At 68.9% G+C, this 13,711-nt stretch carries 20 protein-coding genes; 1 reads left to right on the top strand and 19 read right to left on the bottom strand.

Going from position 1 to position 13,711, the window contains the following annotated elements:
- The first annotated feature begins 149 nt into the window (after positions 1-149).
- Positions 150-707 (top strand): tetratricopeptide repeat protein, encoded by a 558-nt coding sequence (locus EDC29_RS16595; RefSeq protein ID WP_132230654.1) that lies wholly within the window; start codon positions 150-152, stop codon positions 705-707.
- 10 nt (positions 708-717) lie between these two features.
- Here the strand turns inward: EDC29_RS16595 and EDC29_RS16590 are convergent, their stop codons facing one another.
- The 19 genes from EDC29_RS16590 to EDC29_RS16500 form a co-directional block, all read right to left on the bottom strand.
- On the bottom strand, positions 718-1,110 hold the full coding sequence (locus EDC29_RS16590; RefSeq protein ID WP_132230653.1) for a hypothetical protein: 393 nt from the start codon (positions 1,108-1,110) through the stop codon (positions 718-720).
- An 8-nt stretch (positions 1,111-1,118) separates the two neighbouring features.
- On the bottom strand, positions 1,119-1,862 hold the full coding sequence (locus EDC29_RS16585; RefSeq protein ID WP_132230652.1) for a phage tail tube protein: 744 nt from the start codon (positions 1,860-1,862) through the stop codon (positions 1,119-1,121).
- 12 nt (positions 1,863-1,874) lie between these two features.
- Complete coding sequence (locus EDC29_RS16580; protein WP_132230651.1) at positions 1,875-2,315, bottom strand: phage tail terminator protein; 441 nt, start codon at positions 2,313-2,315, stop codon at positions 1,875-1,877.
- Complete coding sequence (locus tag EDC29_RS16575) at positions 2,315-2,803, bottom strand: phage protein Gp36 family protein (protein ID WP_123140572.1); 489 nt, start codon at positions 2,801-2,803, stop codon at positions 2,315-2,317. Before EDC29_RS16575 ends, EDC29_RS16580 begins: the two co-directional genes overlap by 1 nt.
- A gap of 13 nt (positions 2,804-2,816) precedes the next feature.
- Complete coding sequence (locus EDC29_RS16570) at positions 2,817-3,788, bottom strand: hypothetical protein (RefSeq protein ID WP_132230650.1); 972 nt, start codon at positions 3,786-3,788, stop codon at positions 2,817-2,819.
- Positions 3,789-3,802: 14 nt separating this feature from the next.
- The gene (locus tag EDC29_RS16565) at positions 3,803-4,438 is read right to left on the bottom strand and encodes a capsid cement protein (RefSeq protein ID WP_132230649.1); all 636 of its coding nucleotides are present in this window, start codon (positions 4,436-4,438) and stop codon (positions 3,803-3,805) included.
- A 1-nt stretch (position 4,439) separates the two neighbouring features.
- On the bottom strand, positions 4,440-5,429 hold the full coding sequence (locus EDC29_RS16560) for a peptidase (RefSeq protein ID WP_123140569.1): 990 nt from the start codon (positions 5,427-5,429) through the stop codon (positions 4,440-4,442).
- 46 nt (positions 5,430-5,475) lie between these two features.
- On the bottom strand, positions 5,476-5,946 hold the full coding sequence (locus EDC29_RS16555) for a phage virion morphogenesis protein (RefSeq protein WP_123140568.1): 471 nt from the start codon (positions 5,944-5,946) through the stop codon (positions 5,476-5,478).
- Between the two features lie 114 nt (positions 5,947-6,060).
- Positions 6,061-7,350 carry a phage head morphogenesis protein gene (locus EDC29_RS16550; RefSeq protein WP_132230648.1) on the bottom strand — a complete coding sequence of 430 codons (1,290 nt, stop codon included), beginning with the start codon at positions 7,348-7,350 and terminating at the stop codon, positions 6,061-6,063.
- Positions 7,347-8,900, bottom strand: a complete 1,554-nt coding sequence (locus EDC29_RS16545; protein WP_132230647.1) for a DUF935 domain-containing protein — start codon at positions 8,898-8,900, stop codon at positions 7,347-7,349. The genes EDC29_RS16550 and EDC29_RS16545 overlap by 4 nt, the downstream gene beginning before the upstream one ends.
- Before the next feature lie 2 nt (positions 8,901-8,902).
- Complete coding sequence (gene terL, locus EDC29_RS16540) at positions 8,903-10,366, bottom strand: phage terminase large subunit (RefSeq protein WP_123140565.1); 1,464 nt, start codon at positions 10,364-10,366, stop codon at positions 8,903-8,905.
- Complete coding sequence (locus tag EDC29_RS16535; RefSeq protein ID WP_123140564.1) at positions 10,356-10,835, bottom strand: helix-turn-helix domain-containing protein; 480 nt, start codon at positions 10,833-10,835, stop codon at positions 10,356-10,358. The genes terL and EDC29_RS16535 overlap by 11 nt, the downstream gene beginning before the upstream one ends.
- Before the next feature lie 7 nt (positions 10,836-10,842).
- Complete coding sequence (locus EDC29_RS16530; RefSeq protein ID WP_132230646.1) at positions 10,843-11,184, bottom strand: hypothetical protein; 342 nt, start codon at positions 11,182-11,184, stop codon at positions 10,843-10,845.
- The gene (locus EDC29_RS16525) at positions 11,181-11,570 is read right to left on the bottom strand and encodes a M15 family metallopeptidase (protein WP_132230645.1); all 390 of its coding nucleotides are present in this window, start codon (positions 11,568-11,570) and stop codon (positions 11,181-11,183) included. Before EDC29_RS16525 ends, EDC29_RS16530 begins: the two co-directional genes overlap by 4 nt.
- On the bottom strand, positions 11,570-11,770 hold the full coding sequence (locus tag EDC29_RS16520) for a hypothetical protein (RefSeq protein WP_132230644.1): 201 nt from the start codon (positions 11,768-11,770) through the stop codon (positions 11,570-11,572). Before EDC29_RS16520 ends, EDC29_RS16525 begins: the two co-directional genes overlap by 1 nt.
- A gap of 70 nt (positions 11,771-11,840) precedes the next feature.
- Positions 11,841-12,155, bottom strand: a complete 315-nt coding sequence (locus EDC29_RS16515; RefSeq protein ID WP_160330990.1) for a Mor transcription activator family protein — start codon at positions 12,153-12,155, stop codon at positions 11,841-11,843.
- A gap of 11 nt (positions 12,156-12,166) precedes the next feature.
- A complete protein-coding gene (locus tag EDC29_RS16510) occupies positions 12,167-12,529 on the bottom strand; it encodes a RusA family crossover junction endodeoxyribonuclease (protein ID WP_165913561.1) in 363 nt (120 codons plus the stop codon).
- Between the two features lie 161 nt (positions 12,530-12,690).
- Positions 12,691-13,104, bottom strand: a complete 414-nt coding sequence (locus EDC29_RS16505; RefSeq protein WP_132230642.1) for a single-stranded DNA-binding protein — start codon at positions 13,102-13,104, stop codon at positions 12,691-12,693.
- The gene (locus EDC29_RS16500; RefSeq protein ID WP_132230641.1) at positions 13,101-13,706 is read right to left on the bottom strand and encodes a hypothetical protein; all 606 of its coding nucleotides are present in this window, start codon (positions 13,704-13,706) and stop codon (positions 13,101-13,103) included. Before EDC29_RS16500 ends, EDC29_RS16505 begins: the two co-directional genes overlap by 4 nt.
- Positions 13,707-13,711: the final 5 nt, after the last annotated feature.

The following is a 13,711-nucleotide window of genomic DNA, read 5'->3' as shown; positions in this document are numbered from 1 at the left end:
ACAGGGAGGGTTGTGTCACACCCGCAAGGTGTGACAGGCGGGGTCATGTCACACCCCGGCGGTGTGACAGGGGCGCGCACTGGCTCTGTCGCGCGGTCAGTGGCCATACTGGGGCGGTACGGTTGAATATTGCCACTGGGAGACCCCTCATGCCGCTAATCTACCTCAACACGGCCGCTACGATCACGGGCCTGACCCGGCGCACGCTGTGGCGCTACATCAAGGACGGGCGACTGCACCCCGTCGAAGAGTCCGGCAGCGGTAAGGCGCGACTCGATCTCGGTGAGGCGCTGGCGTTGTGCGGGGCGCAGCTCGACAGCGACGAGGAGGCGCTGGTGCTCGCCGCCGACGCGGGCGAGCCCGAGGCGCAGTGTGATCTGGGCGTCTGGCTGCTCGAGCGTGAGCGACCCAAGGCGGCTCGTGACTGGTTCCGGCTGGCGGCGCGTGCCGGGCACGCTGATGCGATGTGCTGGCTGGGCCGCGATCTGTTGCTCGGCGAGGGTGGCGCGCCCGATCAGGCCGAGGGGATGCGGTGGCTGCATCAGGCCGCGGCGCTGGAGCTGCCGCTGGCCGTGGAGTTGGTGACGACGCTGCTGGGGGCGGATGGTGAGCAGGTGCGCGCCTCGGGCGATCGGCAGGCGCTGCGGGCGCTGCTGGATGCGGTCGAGCGCCGGGTGTTGCTGGGGGCGTTGGAGGCGACGGCATAGGCGCCCTCACCTACACCACCAACAGCATCAAGCTCACCCGCCAGTACGGCGTCTGATCCGCGGCATAGAGCACGGGCTCGGCGAGGATGGCGCGTCCGTCACTGTCGTAGCGCCACCGGACTTGGTGGGCGTGGCCGTGGCGCTCAAGCGTCATCTCGAGGTCGGGGAGTGCGGCCCAGGCGCTGAGGGTGTCGAGCTGGGCGCGGTCGATCCAGGCGGCGTCCTCGGCCCAGGGGCGGAGGGTGAGGGCGCGATATTGCAGGGTGGCGACCTGGATCAGGGCCGCACCGGTGAGGCTGGGGGTGATGCTTTGGCGCACGCCGGTGCGGGCGTGCTCGTCCTCCCAGTAGAGATCATCCGGGAGGTCGAGCGCGGCGCCGGTATCGAGCCGGGTGAGGCGCATCAGGGGTGTCAGACCATCTGCATCTTGAAGTACTTCGAGACGCCGGCACCGGTCTTGGTCGGGTCGAGCAGTACCTTGCCGGTGACCTCGAGGGCGGCGAAGTCGTCGCCGAGCATGGAGAGGTTGGTGGCCGCGCCGATCTTGAGGCGGAAGATGTCGAGCACCACCGGGCTGTTGGAGTTGGCCTCGTTGAGGCCACCGAAGGACAGCTCGTAGACCGCGCTGCCGCCGGCGAGCGCCTCGATGGCGTTGTAGCCGGCGTGGGTGTAGTCGACGAGGATGGCGGTACCGTCGGCGATGGCGCCGTCGAGGATCAGGATGCCTTCGGGGCGGACTTCGTAGTCGGCGCCGGCGACATAGGTGGTGCCGGCGGGGTCGGAGGTGACGGTGACCTCGGCAGGCCCCGGGTGGGCGAGCCGGATCAGCCCGCCGGGGTGGGCGGTGTGGGCCTCACCGGTGACGCTTGCCCCGGTGACGGCGTTGGTGGTGCCGTAGACGGCGCGGGCGAGGTTGTCGGGGTCGAGGTCGTGGAGGGTCATCTTGGCGTTGATGCCGGTGATGCGCGAGACCGAGGCCCACTGCCCGCCGCCGGGCTGGGTGTAGTCGGTGAGGGTCTTCTCGTCCTCGCTGATCTCCAGGTCGAGCGCCGAGACGTTGCCGATGGCCTTGAGCGGGGCGTCGCTGCCGGCCAGGCGCAGGTAGACCTGGCCGGCGTTGAGGGTGGGTCGGTAGGCTTGGGTGGTGATGGGCATGAGGGGTCTCCGTTAAGCGGCGGTCGTCTTGCGGACGAGTTCAGTGGTGAACGCAAGCGGCACCATCTGGTAGCCGGTGTCGTATCGCGGGGTTGGCAGATCGGTGAGCGTCAGCGGCTGGCTGGTGCCCTCAGGCTGCCAACCCATCAGCGCCTCGAGCACGCCATCGGCGAGCGCGCCGGCGTCATTCAGCGCGGCGGCACCGCTGGCCAGCTCGCGGAGGTTGCGCGCCACGCACACGCACAGCCAGCGCTGGGTGATGCGCGCGGCACGGGCGTCAGGGCGCGACTGGGCAATGGCGCCACCGTCGTAGATGACGTAGACCGCGGGGGCGATCTGGGTGGACCGCGCGAAGTCCTCGGCGCTACGCCCCTCCAGAACCTGCACGGTCGCGGGGAGGTGTGCGGCGAGGCGCTCGACGATCTCGGGGCCGAGGGCGAGCAGCGAGGGCATCAGTAGTCCTTCAGGGTGTCGTGCCTGAACTGCCGCTCAGGCGCCCAAGCGACAGGCGCACCAGCACCGCCAAGCGGCGCGACACCAAGAGTTTCGGTGCCGGCACCGACGCGCTCGAGGAAGCGAACGGCGGCCTCGGCACGACGATTGACCGGATCGTCGTCGGCCAGCACGCCTTCGTCGTAGAGGCGGTAACGGGCGATGTCCGTGGCGTAGGCGGCCAGCAGGCGCGATTCGTCCTCACTGAGTACGCGCCCGGCGCTCACGCGCCCGATCATGGCGTTGGCGGTATCGACCGCGGCCTGGATGGTCGCCGCCGCGGCGTCGGCCGCTGCCTGCTCCTCAGGCGTCCAGCCCGCGCGATCCTCGCCGCGCAGGGTGGCGAGGAGCAGGTCGTCAGGCGGCGGCGCAAACCCTGGCGGCGCGGTGATCTGCGCCAGGCCATGGATGCCGTGAATGCGCGCGAGGTCGAGCGGCGTGATGGTCATGGCGGCGCGAGGGTTACGGCGTCTTCAGGTCCATCACGTTGGAGAACAGGAATCCCGCGTCCATCGCAGTGAGGACGTGCTGATACTCGTCGATGACGTCATAGACCCAGGTCTTGGTGTCGGCGTCCCAGCGCCCCGGCTCGACCATCGGGTGACCCTGCAGGTAGTACTCGTAGCCATAGCTCGGCACCTCGATGTCACCATCGCCGGTGACCGTTGGCACATAGGCCAGGATGGCGACGTTGCCCCAGATATCCTTGAAGTCGCCGCCATCGGCATCCTTGCCCTCCACCACGGTATCGGTCCCCTCGACGAAGCGGGCGACGCCGAAGAACTCGGCGATCTGGGCGTCGGTGACGCGATCCGGGCGGGTGTTGCCGGTGAAGAAGTTGCTGATGATCGCCTCGCTGCGGCGCAGTCGGCGCGCCACGGCGGGACCGACCGCGAGCACGTTGGCGCGACGCCCGGTCTTGGAGCGGATCATGTCCTGGGCGGCGTCAGCATCGGCGCTGATCGCCGCCGAGGAGCCGTTCCAGCGCGAGACACCGGTCAGAGCGGAGTGGTTGGAGGCGGCGTAGCTCGCGGGGTTGGAGGCGATGGTGGCGGCCTTGATCTCCTTCTCGCGCTCGATGACCTCTGCGGGGAGCGCCATGGCACGCATCTGAAGATTGACAGACGGCACGCCTTCAGCCTCCTGCAGCAGCTCGCGCGGCACCTCGCCGGCCAGCGCGTGCTGGAAGAGATTGACCGAGTCGCTGGTGTAGCCGACCCGCACGCGGCGGATGCGGTCTCCAGGCGCGCGCTCGGTGGCGTGGCGGCGGAAGCTCTCCTTGCCGAAGCGCACGATCTTGGCGCCGCGCTTGGCGATCGGGGCGCGCGGGAAGAGCACCGAGCCGATGCGTTGCACATCGGGGTTCTTGTAGCCGCGCACATGGTTGGTCAGGACCGGATCGACGATGCGGGCGTTCTGGGTGTTGAGAGGCATGGAGGGGCTCCTGATCAGACCGCGCTCAGAGCGACGGCGCCGGTGTTCTTGATGACCTTCCAGGTCACATCATCGAGGGTGCGCAGGACCAGCTCCTCACCGATGGCGTCGAAGGTTGCGGTGTTGCTGGTCAGATCGTCGAAGGTGGCGCCCTCGGCAAGGGTCAGCACCACGCTTCCGCCCTCCAGGGTGTCGACGCGGATGGTGACCTGCTGTCCTGGCTGCGGCGCGGCGAGCGTGAGGCCACCGATACCGGTGCCGCCGGTGATGAGGGCGACGCCCGTGGGGGCGATGGCGCCGTCGCTGTCGTAGTAGACCGGGCGCACACTGCCCGGCTGGAGCAGCATCACGGGCACCAGGTCGCCAGCAGCGGTGGCGTCATCCATCGCCAGCGCGTAACCGGTCGAGGCGCGGATACCGCGGCCCTCGGCGTCCGGGGCGAGCAGCTCGCCGGCGCTGAACGCCTCGCCGGCCTCGAGGATCTCGTCGCCGAGCAGCGTGACGGCATAGACCTCCTGGATATCCGGCGGCGTGATGCCGAGCGGGATGTCGCCGGCTCCGGCCTGGGCGCCGTCGGCACGAGCGAAGCGGTGCGGGTTGACGGTACCGACGGCCGTTAGGGTGCGGGTGAAGAGGGGGAAGCGTTGCATGTCAGGCTCCTTGAACAGTCAGGACGGCGTCGGCGTAGGACACGCCAGGGTGGGCCTCCTGGTAGGCCAGCGCCCGGCCGTGCAGCGCGAGACGCTCGGGGTCGACCTGGGCCTCGGCGGGCGCGGCAAAGCGGCCCTTGCTGGACGGCGACCCCTGCTCGGGCGCGGCACGCTCGGCAAAGTCGACCTGCTGCGGGAGGGTGGAGAGGAAGCCTGTGAGCCAATCGAGCGCGGCACCCTTGAAGGCGCTATCACCCTCGCCGAACTCGATCGCGGTCTCGGCAGGTTGGGCGGCGAGAAATTCGATCAAGCCGTCGCGGTCCTTGGGGAGTAGTCGACCCTCGGTGATGAGGCGCTCGGCGAACTCGACATGAGCGCGACGGCGGGCGGAGGCTTCCTGCTCGGCCAAGGCCTTCTCGCGGGCGTCGAGTTTGGCTTGGCGAGCCGCCAGCGCAGCCTCGCGCTCGGCGAAGTCGACGGCGTCCGGCTTGAGGGGTTCGCGCTTGGGCGGGGTGTTGGATGGCTTGTCCATGGGCTCCTCTGGGGGGTGGGGGTCGGCGAACTCGAGCGTCACCACGCCCGCCTCTTCCTCGCCGAACTGGGCATCGCGCAACCCCTTGACTGCTGGCGGCTGCGCACCAAGGAAGCCGACATGGCGCAGGTAGTAGGTGCCGGGCGCCGGGTTGGCCTCAGCGTCGGGGTGGTAGAAGGAGGCGGAGATCTTCTTGTAGCGCCCGGCGGCGACCAGCTCGGCGAAGGCCGGATCGATCTGGTCGGGGACGGCGCGCAGGGTGGCCCCATCGCGCACCAGGGTGCGGACCCAGCCGTAGGCCGGGGCATCGTGCTTGGGATGGCCGACGACGATGGGCGCTTCGTGGAGGGCTGGATCGTAGGCGCTGACGGTGGCCTCGAGGTCGGCCTCGGAGAAGGACAACTTGACCCCACTCATCGCGGTGTGCGCGCCGGCGCTGAAGATGTCGATAGCGTTCATGTGGCCGAGTGTGGTCACGCGCACGCGTCAGGTCAGTTAATTTGGGTTAGCGCAGGTACTCGTCGAGGATGTCGAGCACCTCGCGCTTGAGGGATTCCGGCAGATCGCCGGCTTGGTCGATGGGCAGGAAGGGGCGCGCGGGGACAGCGGCCGGGCCAGGGGGCATGCCGGCGCGCCCGCCGAACTGATGGATGGCGGCGTACTCCTTGCCGGCTCCGACCTCGGCGAAATTCGCGCCGGCGCGGCGGCTGATGCTGCCGGCCAGCCCCCCGGTATCGCTCAGAATGGCGCCCGGCCAGTGCCCACGCCGCGCGCGGCGCGCCTTGGTGGCGGGCTTGAGGTCCCGCCAGGGCTCGCCGAAGGGGGAGCGCTCGGCTTGGAATGCGTCCTCGGCGTGGTTCTGGAGCGCGCGAGCGATGTCCTCCATCGCTGGGGATGCATCCTCGAGGCGACGGGTCAGTCGGTCGAGCGCCTCACGCAACGGACGGTCTTGCACCTCGATCGTGAAATTTGGCATGGGCTATACTCCGTCGGGGACGAGTGACGCCAGAAACTTTCTGCGCGCTGGCGCGGGGGCCGCGGTCGCGGTCGCCGGATGGAGGGACGGCAGGCCTCCCACTCGTCCACCCCTCTATAGCGACCCGCGCAGCACCTCGTACTGCCTGCTGCGCAGGTCACTAGCCTGCACCTTGAACGCCGTGCGCACCGACTCATAGGCCGCACGCTTGCGCTCGATCCGCCCGCCTTCGATGACGACCTTGGCCTTGCGCCCGTCTTGGCTTGGCAGCACGTAGAGCAGCGTCTTGTTGATGGTGTCGTACAACACCGCCTCGGGTTCAGCGAGTAGTCGCGGCACGGCCTTCCACTCGTCGGCAGACAGCGCGTTGCCGGCTGACTCATGCCGCCGCGCCTTGGGGCCGACCAGTAGGCGATCGCCGAGCACGATACTGCCGTTGGCCACCACCCCGCCACGCTCGGTCAGTGCCGCGACATCCGCTGCGCCCAGATACCCGATGACCCACTCCAAGCCGCGCGCGCCGCCCTGCGCGAGGCGGGCATCGACCCAGTCGTCGTAGGCTGCGAGCCGGGCCGGGTGCAGCGCGTGCTCACGCAACGCTTGAGCGGCCAGCTCATCAGGTAGCGTGGCGCGCACCCGACTCCAGAGTTCGATGTCGACCCAGGGGGCCGATCGCCCCGGGTTGGCATCCCACCCCGAGTCGACCCATAGGGTGCGACGGCCGCCCTCGGGGTCCGGCACGGAGACGCCGCGCCGCAGATCCAGACCCGGCGGCGCATCAGGTGCTTGGCGCGCCTCGATGCGGGCGTCACCCTCGACCTTGAGGCCGCGCGCATCGAGTTCACGCTGACTGAGATTGCGCGCGCGGCAGCGGCAATTGAATCCGTTGGGCGGCGCGACGACGTCCCACGCTGGGTCGTCGAGACGGAAGACCTTGCCGTGCAGCGCGGCGTGCGCTGGCCGGGTGCTACTGTTGCGCACGGCCAGATACTGCACATAGGGCGCACGGTCGCGCTCGATGTCGAACTGGCGCTGACGTCCGGCCATGTAAGCGCTCTGAAGGTTGGTGCGATAGATGGTCTGGAGCCGACGAGGGCTGCCGGCCTGATACGGGCGACCGTCGGCGTCGAGCTGCTGCCCCCACCATCCTTTCTTGCGGAGCACCTCTTCGAGCTCGCCTCGAAACCAACGCTCCGTGCGCCCCTCCTGGAGCGCAGTCTCGACGGCGGAGCGGATATCCTGAAGGATGTCGAGTCGCGCGACCTTGGCCACGGTGACGGCGCGAGCATGCGCCCCGCGCACCATCTCCCACCAGTCCCAGGTGAGCGCGTAACCTTTCGCCTCCAGATAGCGCGCTGCTTGCTCCGGTGGGAGCTGGAAGAGCGCGGCGAGCTCTGCGCTCATGCCCGCCCCCCGACCTCCAGGCGGCCGCTCGCCTCGGCGGCGGCAATGGCGCGGGTCAGTAGATCGACGAGCGCACCGTCATCCATGGCTGGATACCACTCGTCCATGCGCGCGAGGATCTGCTCAGGCGCTTGCCCCTCGGCGAGCGCCGAGAAGAGCGGCGCGAGCAGCTCATCCATCACCTGCCCCCAACCCGGGTCGCGCTCGCCCTCGGCATCGATGAGAGCCTGGGCGCCCTCACCATCACTCTCGGCGAAGGCTGGTGGATCGGCATCGAGCGACCCAGACTGGAGCCCGCCCGCCTGGGTCGGTGCCGTCGGCGGGGTGAGCAGCGCCTCCTCGCCGCTCGGCTCGGGGATCTTGGTGATCTCGTAGATGTGTCGAGCGGGAATGGGCATGAGCCTGGCCAGGCGCTCAACACCCATAGCGTACGCATTGAGGGCGTCGGGCGGGATGTCGTTGTCGTCGTCAACCCGGCGCCAGACCTTGGGGTAGGCGGCGCCGGGGTAGTTGAAGTCGACGAGCCAGCGCACCGGGCCGCGATTGAAGCTGTCGCACAGCAGGTCCGCGTCGCTCTTGACGAGGTCATCCTTGACGCCGTCTTGCACCTCGGCCTTGTACTGTCCGCCGACAGCCTCGCTGGTCATCACCTGCCCCAGGGTCAGCTTGGCGATGGCGGCATCCATGTAGTCGCAGAGCGCGGCATAGTCGGCGCCGCCGGTGCGCTTGGTCTCCAGTAGATCGATCGTCATGCCCTCGGGCAGGATGACCCCGGCGTCGGTCTGGATGGCCTGGAGGGTGGTCAGGAGCTTCTGTTGCTCAGTCGCCGTGGCGCCGGGCGGAAAGACACCGAGCGCGGTCGGGCTGCCGAACTTCTCGGCGGCGATCAACCAGAACTTGATGTTGGCGCGCTTGAAAAGGACCGGCCAGTAGAGCCAGTGGGCGAGCCCGAGACCATAGGGCTCGTCGTCATGATCGGCGCCAGTGGCGAACGTCCAGAACTTGCGCTCAGGGAGGATCTCACCCTCGGCGTTCGCCAGCGTCTTGAGTCGCAGCCGCCCCGCTCCATCGAAGACGAAACGAGTGCGGTCGCGCACGCGCACGGCATCGAGGACCACGCGCTCACCCTCGCGCGACCACAGACACTCGGCGACCGCCCAGCCGTAGAACACGCCCCAGTGCATCGCGGCGGTCACGGCGTCCCAGCGGATGCGGTCGAGCGTCTGCTTGAGCAGCTCGGCAGCCCGCTGATCGATGCGGCGCGTGCCGCCCGGGGTCACCTCCCACTCGGTCTTGGTGACGGCGAGGCGGCGCTGCTGCAGTGTGGCGCCGACCTGGGGGTCGCTCTTGACCTGCTGGTAGATCGCCCAGTCTCCGCCGCCGCGCGCCTGCAGAATGGTGTCTTGGGGAGCGAGCTGAGCCATCGGCGTGACATAGCCGCGAGTGATATCGCGCCCATCGCGCGTGCTGGCGATCTCACGCAGATCGGGGGCTGGCTCGGCGAAGTCGGCGGGGAGCAGCAGACCGCTGGAGTGGAGGCGATGCGTCATGATCAGAGTCCGTAGGCCTTCGATGCGCCGGCAACCGTGCCCCAGCCGGCGGCGGTGAGAGTGGGCGCGGCATCATCAAGGTGGTGCGCGGCGCGCTGGCCGGCGCTGCGAGCGAGCGAGTAGTCGGTCACGCCGCGCGCAAGCGCAGCGAAAGCGTCAGCGGCAGCATCGACCTGGTCATCGTGGCCGACGGGGAACGACTCCATCTCTGCCAAGAACGCCTCCGCCCATGGGCCGCGCAATACGTCGACATTCCCAGCCTGCCATTGCGCTGAAAGAGGCTCGGCACGGGTGATTTTGTCGCTGCTAGGGCGGCGAGCGGATACCGAGTACCCGGCCAGCCCAGCGATAATCGAGGCGGCTTGGTCTTTCCCGGCCTGCCCGGGGTCTTGTGGGATAGTTATTTTCGTGGCATGCCCGTCCTGCTGAGCAACGGCAGATAGCGTCTGGCGCACGCGGTGCGCGCGAGCGCGCAGATGCGCCACGTCCAACACAACGTAGCGCCCGTTTTTCTGCAGCCCCATCAATACGCCAGCTGTTGCGTCGGGGCTGGGGCTGTCCTGCGTCGGCTCAGTCCCCGCCAGATCCCAACTGCGCACCCGCTCAACGATGTCGGTCGGCGCAACATCCAGCAGGGTGACGGCGTGGCGAGGGAAATAGAGCCCGGCGGCGGGGCGCACGCGCCAGTTACCCTCAAGCAGGCGCGCACGCTCAACGCGCCCCAGTGCCTTCAGGTTGGCCAGATACCCCGGGTCGCGCTCGAGCAGTGCCTGGTTGTCGAACACGCTGGCCGGGATGAATGTCACACTCTTGGCGTCCTCAGGGCTCACGCCGTGCGCCTGTGCCAGCGCCTCGCGCGAGTCAGCCCAGTGCACCGCGTCGTCAACGCGGACGAAGTAGCGCAGCGCGCCGGCGCGCTCCGGGATGGGGAGGCCGCTCTCGTCGTCGATCCACCAGCCAATGAACTCGGCAACCCAGGAGTCGGCATCCGGGTTCGTGGTGGCGCGAACGTAGGGGCGCACGCCGCAGGTCGAGCGGTTGCGGCTAAGCATGTAGAAGAACTGGGCGCGCGAGAAGTGGGTCAGCTCATCGAAGCAGATCAGCGGAATCTGGGCGCCCTGCCAGTTCAGGACGTCAGCCTCCTGATTGAGATGCCCGAAGGTCACCCGCGCGCCGGCCGGGAACGCGAACCCGAGCTTGGGCGACTTGAACGGGCGAGCACCGGCCTGAGGGTAGAGCTGCATGGCGCTATCCCAGAGTCCACCCTCGTTGGTGATCTGCGTCGACTCGCGACGGAAGATGACGGCACCAAACTCGGCCAACCCGCTATGGCGCATCCCCTCGAGCAGCAAAGCGAACGTCTTGCCGCCGCCGGCGCTGCCCCCGTAGATGACGATATCCGCCGGGCTCGACAGGAACTGCTCCTGTGGGCCGGGCTGCGGACGGATGATGGTGTCAGCGGTCATTGTCTGGGAGGTAGAAGACGACCGGGGAGGCACGGTCTTTTGGTTTCTCTGATTCCTCCAGCCCCCATGCTGCGCGCTCGCCCTTCTGTCTGATCGCCAGCATCTCGGCGCTGATCTTGGCGAGCTTGCCCGCATCAAAGTCGACCGGGACGGAGCCGAAGCGCTCTCGGTGCGCGTCCCAGTCGTCTTGCTGGCGACGCACGACAGCGGCAGCACGATCCGCCGCGGCATCCAGGGCGGCGGCCTTTTTTTGCGGGTCACCGACGGTCACCACGCCGGTCACCTTCTCGGTCACCTTGCGGCGCACCACCTCGCCGACGTCCGTGCCGTCCCCCCACGACTCCTTCTTGGCGCGCTTGACGATTGCGGCCTTGCTTACGCCGTGGCGCGCAGCGAGCTCACCAAAGCTCGCGCCCGCCTCACGATCTGCGCGCACACTCTCCCACTGGTCTGCCGTCAGTCTTGGCATCGCCCGCTCACACCCCGCTGCGCGTCACTTCCCACAGCAGCACAGCCAACGTGCCCGTCGTCCCAGCGATAGCTGCAACCTGGGCTGAAAACTGCCTCCTCCGATCACGCGCCTCGTCGACCATGTGCTGCTGCAACGCGAGCTGGACCTGATGAACATCGGCGCGCGTCGCGCCAAGCTCTGCGCGCACATCGTCGACGAGCTCGGTGAAGATGCGCACCGACTCGCGGGTGATGGCATGCTCCTTGGAGAGCGTCGTCAGCCCATCACGCAGCTCGCGCGCCTCGACCTCGACGCGCTCGACGCGCAGCCGCAGCTCGCTGACCTGATGCTCCAGCGATGCAGTCACGGATACACCGCCCGATCCAGCTCGAAGTGCGGGCCGTCACGAAACGACGTCCAGTCGCCACCCCAGCGGATCGCCACCCCCAGCTCGGCGGCGGCGGCCTTGAAGGCCGCGGCGATGCGCGGATAGAGCGGCCAGTCCCAGCGCACGCCGCCATCGACCCAGGCGGCGACATCGAGCGCGTGCCCGCTGAGGTGACGCGAGCGCAGGGTGCGCGAGGCCCCGGCGGCGACCAACGCGCGCTGCCGCGCCTCGGTGCGTCGCCCCTCGGTGACGACGAAGTCGACCTCGGTCAGCTCGAGCGCGCGGCGCGCCACCCGCACCAGTTCGTCATGGACACCGGCGAGGGCGCGCTCGGAGCGCTTGGAGAAGCGGAATCCGCTGGCCATCAGCGCAGCCGCAGCGGCACGCGTGCGCGCACCCGCCCCCAGATCGCCACGCCGGCGCCGGCCAGGCTGATGAGTTCGAGCGCGGCGTCGGTCAGCGCGGCACTGTCGATGGTGATGCCGGCGGCGCTCGCGATCTGAGCGAGCACCACCATGAGGGCGCCGATCACGGCGCGGGACTGCCACCACGGCTTCGATTCCATCGATCGTCTCCGGTTGGTTGTTGACGCCTTCAGCATCGCCGTCCACCGCGCGCGCGTCAGTTAATCCGGGTTAGCGCGCCCGCCGATCCGCCCGCTCCCGCCCCTTGGCGCGCGCGACGATGCGGTAGACGGACATCTCATGGATGTCGTACCGCCGCGCCAGGGCGCGAGCGCTGGCGACAGTCCCGTCGTACTCGTCGGCGATCGCCCGATCTCGGCGTCGGCGCTCGATCGCCGCGGCAGACCCCACGTAGACCTGAGAGCCTCGATACCGATCGAGTAGTGCCGCGGCGATCTGCTCGGCGGCGAGCAGCGCCTGCTCGCGCTCGAGCAGCGGCGCCAGGGTCTGGAGTGCTACGCCCTCCAGCGTGTCGGCGAGATCCATCCAATGCCTCCTCATGCTGCGCTGATCCGTATCGTGAGACCGCCATCGCGGACGGGTGACCCGATGCGCGACGACACCGATAACACCTGGCGATCATCGGCATAGGCGATGCCCTGCAGGGCATCGAGCGCGACCTTGATGGGCGCGTCGACATCGAGCCGAGCCCGGCTTGCCACCCCCTTCGTGGTGAGCCTCGGATGCAGGATCATCTCGACCGCGACGGCTTGCTTCGTCGGTCGCACCCCGGCGACCTTGGCGCGCAGCGCCGTTTCACGCTTCCAATTCTTCGCTGCATCCGTGGCGATCACCCTCCCCCTAGCGACGCGCCACAGTCGATTGGCGCCCGGCGGATACGGCAGCCTGACCTCAATCATCGCCACCCTCCCGCCGATCAGCCTCGTCACTCCCCGGCTCATAGCACCCCGCCGGGCAGGCGGCGAGTCGCCGAGCGGGCCAGCCGTAGATCCCGCGCTCGCAGCGTTCGGCGCGGCAGTGGGCGCAGCTCCAACAGGTGAGCGCCGGGGCGTCTTCGCGCTCAGAATGGGGGGTCATTGTCATAGTCCGCACCGCCTGCAGGGTGATTACCGGGGCTCGGGGCGCCGCCACGACCTTGCCCGCCCTGGGCGCTCTGGCGGCCTCCTGCGCCGCCCTGGAGGTCGATGTCCCTGACGACGAGGCCCTGCGCTATGCGCGGCTCCCCGTCTCGCCCCTGGTACTGCCGCGGCGGCTCCAGCTCGCCGGATACCGTCACCTGCAACCCTTTCGCCAGGTGCTGCAGCAGCGCTTTGCCGCGCGAGCCGAACAGCACGCAGTCCAGCCAGTGCGTCTGGCGGCGATCGCCCCAGCCGATATCGCTGGCCACCCGAAACCGGACCAACTCAGTCCCCGACGGGGTTGTGCGCGATTCAGCGTCAGCGACCAGGCGCCCCGTGAAAGTGCAAACGTTCATGCTGCCTCTTGCTCCTGTGATCTGCGCTTGGCCTCGGCGACCAGGTCTCCAAGCGGGACGGCATCCGAGTCGACGCGCGACCCGAACACCGGTGCGCGCCGAGGCTGTACGGGCCGCTCGGCCTCGCGCGCCTTGAGTGCCGCGAGCTGCTCGGCGCGCCGCCGCTCACGGTCTGCGATCTCGTCATCCGAGGGCGCGTCTTGGCGCTGGTCGCCACCGAGCGCCGCTCGCAGCCCTGCCAGATGCTGCCGCCCTCGCTCGCGCCGCTCGGCCCACGTGCCGTTGGGCAGGGCGGCCTGCTCGGCGCGCTGGCGAGCCATCAGCGCGTCCCGGGCTCGCTGTTCTGCGTTCGAGCCGCCCTGACCATCCTCGAGGCCGAGGCATGCGCGGCGGAATTTGGCGATTGAGGGTGCGTAGTCGTAGTGCCTCCGGGCGTAGCTGACGCCGCGCTTGAACTGCTCGAGGCCGATGCCTGCAAGGCCTTTGCCCCACTCGCTCGCAAGTCGCTCAACGCCGCCAGCAAGCGTCACGCGATCCAGCCAGTCCTTGGGCCAGCAAACAGCGAATAACGCGAACAGCCCGTCCAATATCTGGCGCTCCATCTCCG

It is taken from the genome of Marichromatium gracile (assembly GCF_004343155.1).
In the GTDB taxonomy this organism is placed as follows: Bacteria; Pseudomonadota; Gammaproteobacteria; order Chromatiales; family Chromatiaceae; genus Marichromatium; species Marichromatium gracile.
Note: the sequence above shows the minus strand (reverse complement) of the source record. Positions and strands in the feature narration are given on the sequence as shown.

Excerpts from the sequence above, each read along its gene's own strand:
- EDC29_RS16595 (WP_132230654.1), top strand. The coding sequence starts at position 150 with ATGCCGCTAATCTACCTCAACACGGCCGCTACGATCACGGGCCTGACC.
- EDC29_RS16590 (WP_132230653.1), bottom strand. The coding sequence starts at position 1,110 with ATGCGCCTCACCCGGCTCGATACCGGCGCCGCGCTCGACCTCCCGGAT.
- EDC29_RS16585 (WP_132230652.1), bottom strand. The coding sequence starts at position 1,862 with ATGCCCATCACCACCCAAGCCTACCGACCCACCCTCAACGCCGGCCAG.
- EDC29_RS16580 (WP_132230651.1), bottom strand. The coding sequence starts at position 2,315 with ATGCCCTCGCTGCTCGCCCTCGGCCCCGAGATCGTCGAGCGCCTCGCC.
- EDC29_RS16575 (WP_123140572.1), bottom strand. The coding sequence starts at position 2,803 with ATGACCATCACGCCGCTCGACCTCGCGCGCATTCACGGCATCCATGGC.
- EDC29_RS16570 (WP_132230650.1), bottom strand. The coding sequence starts at position 3,788 with ATGCCTCTCAACACCCAGAACGCCCGCATCGTCGATCCGGTCCTGACC.
- EDC29_RS16565 (WP_132230649.1), bottom strand. The coding sequence starts at position 4,438 with ATGCAACGCTTCCCCCTCTTCACCCGCACCCTAACGGCCGTCGGTACC.
- EDC29_RS16560 (WP_123140569.1), bottom strand. The coding sequence starts at position 5,429 with ATGAACGCTATCGACATCTTCAGCGCCGGCGCGCACACCGCGATGAGT.
- EDC29_RS16555 (WP_123140568.1), bottom strand. The coding sequence starts at position 5,946 with ATGCCAAATTTCACGATCGAGGTGCAAGACCGTCCGTTGCGTGAGGCG.
- EDC29_RS16550 (WP_132230648.1), bottom strand. The coding sequence starts at position 7,350 with ATGAGCGCAGAGCTCGCCGCGCTCTTCCAGCTCCCACCGGAGCAAGCA.
- EDC29_RS16545 (WP_132230647.1), bottom strand. The coding sequence starts at position 8,900 with ATGACGCATCGCCTCCACTCCAGCGGTCTGCTGCTCCCCGCCGACTTC.
- terL (WP_123140565.1), bottom strand. The coding sequence starts at position 10,366 with ATGACCGCTGACACCATCATCCGTCCGCAGCCCGGCCCACAGGAGCAG.
- EDC29_RS16535 (WP_123140564.1), bottom strand. The coding sequence starts at position 10,835 with ATGCCAAGACTGACGGCAGACCAGTGGGAGAGTGTGCGCGCAGATCGT.
- EDC29_RS16525 (WP_132230645.1), bottom strand. The coding sequence starts at position 11,570 with ATGGCCAGCGGATTCCGCTTCTCCAAGCGCTCCGAGCGCGCCCTCGCC.
- EDC29_RS16520 (WP_132230644.1), bottom strand. The coding sequence starts at position 11,770 with ATGGAATCGAAGCCGTGGTGGCAGTCCCGCGCCGTGATCGGCGCCCTC.
- EDC29_RS16515 (WP_160330990.1), bottom strand. The coding sequence starts at position 12,155 with ATGGATCTCGCCGACACGCTGGAGGGCGTAGCACTCCAGACCCTGGCG.
- EDC29_RS16510 (WP_165913561.1), bottom strand. The coding sequence starts at position 12,529 with ATGATTGAGGTCAGGCTGCCGTATCCGCCGGGCGCCAATCGACTGTGG.
- EDC29_RS16505 (WP_132230642.1), bottom strand. The coding sequence starts at position 13,104 with ATGAACGTTTGCACTTTCACGGGGCGCCTGGTCGCTGACGCTGAATCG.
- EDC29_RS16500 (WP_132230641.1), bottom strand. The coding sequence starts at position 13,706 with ATGGAGCGCCAGATATTGGACGGGCTGTTCGCGTTATTCGCTGTTTGC.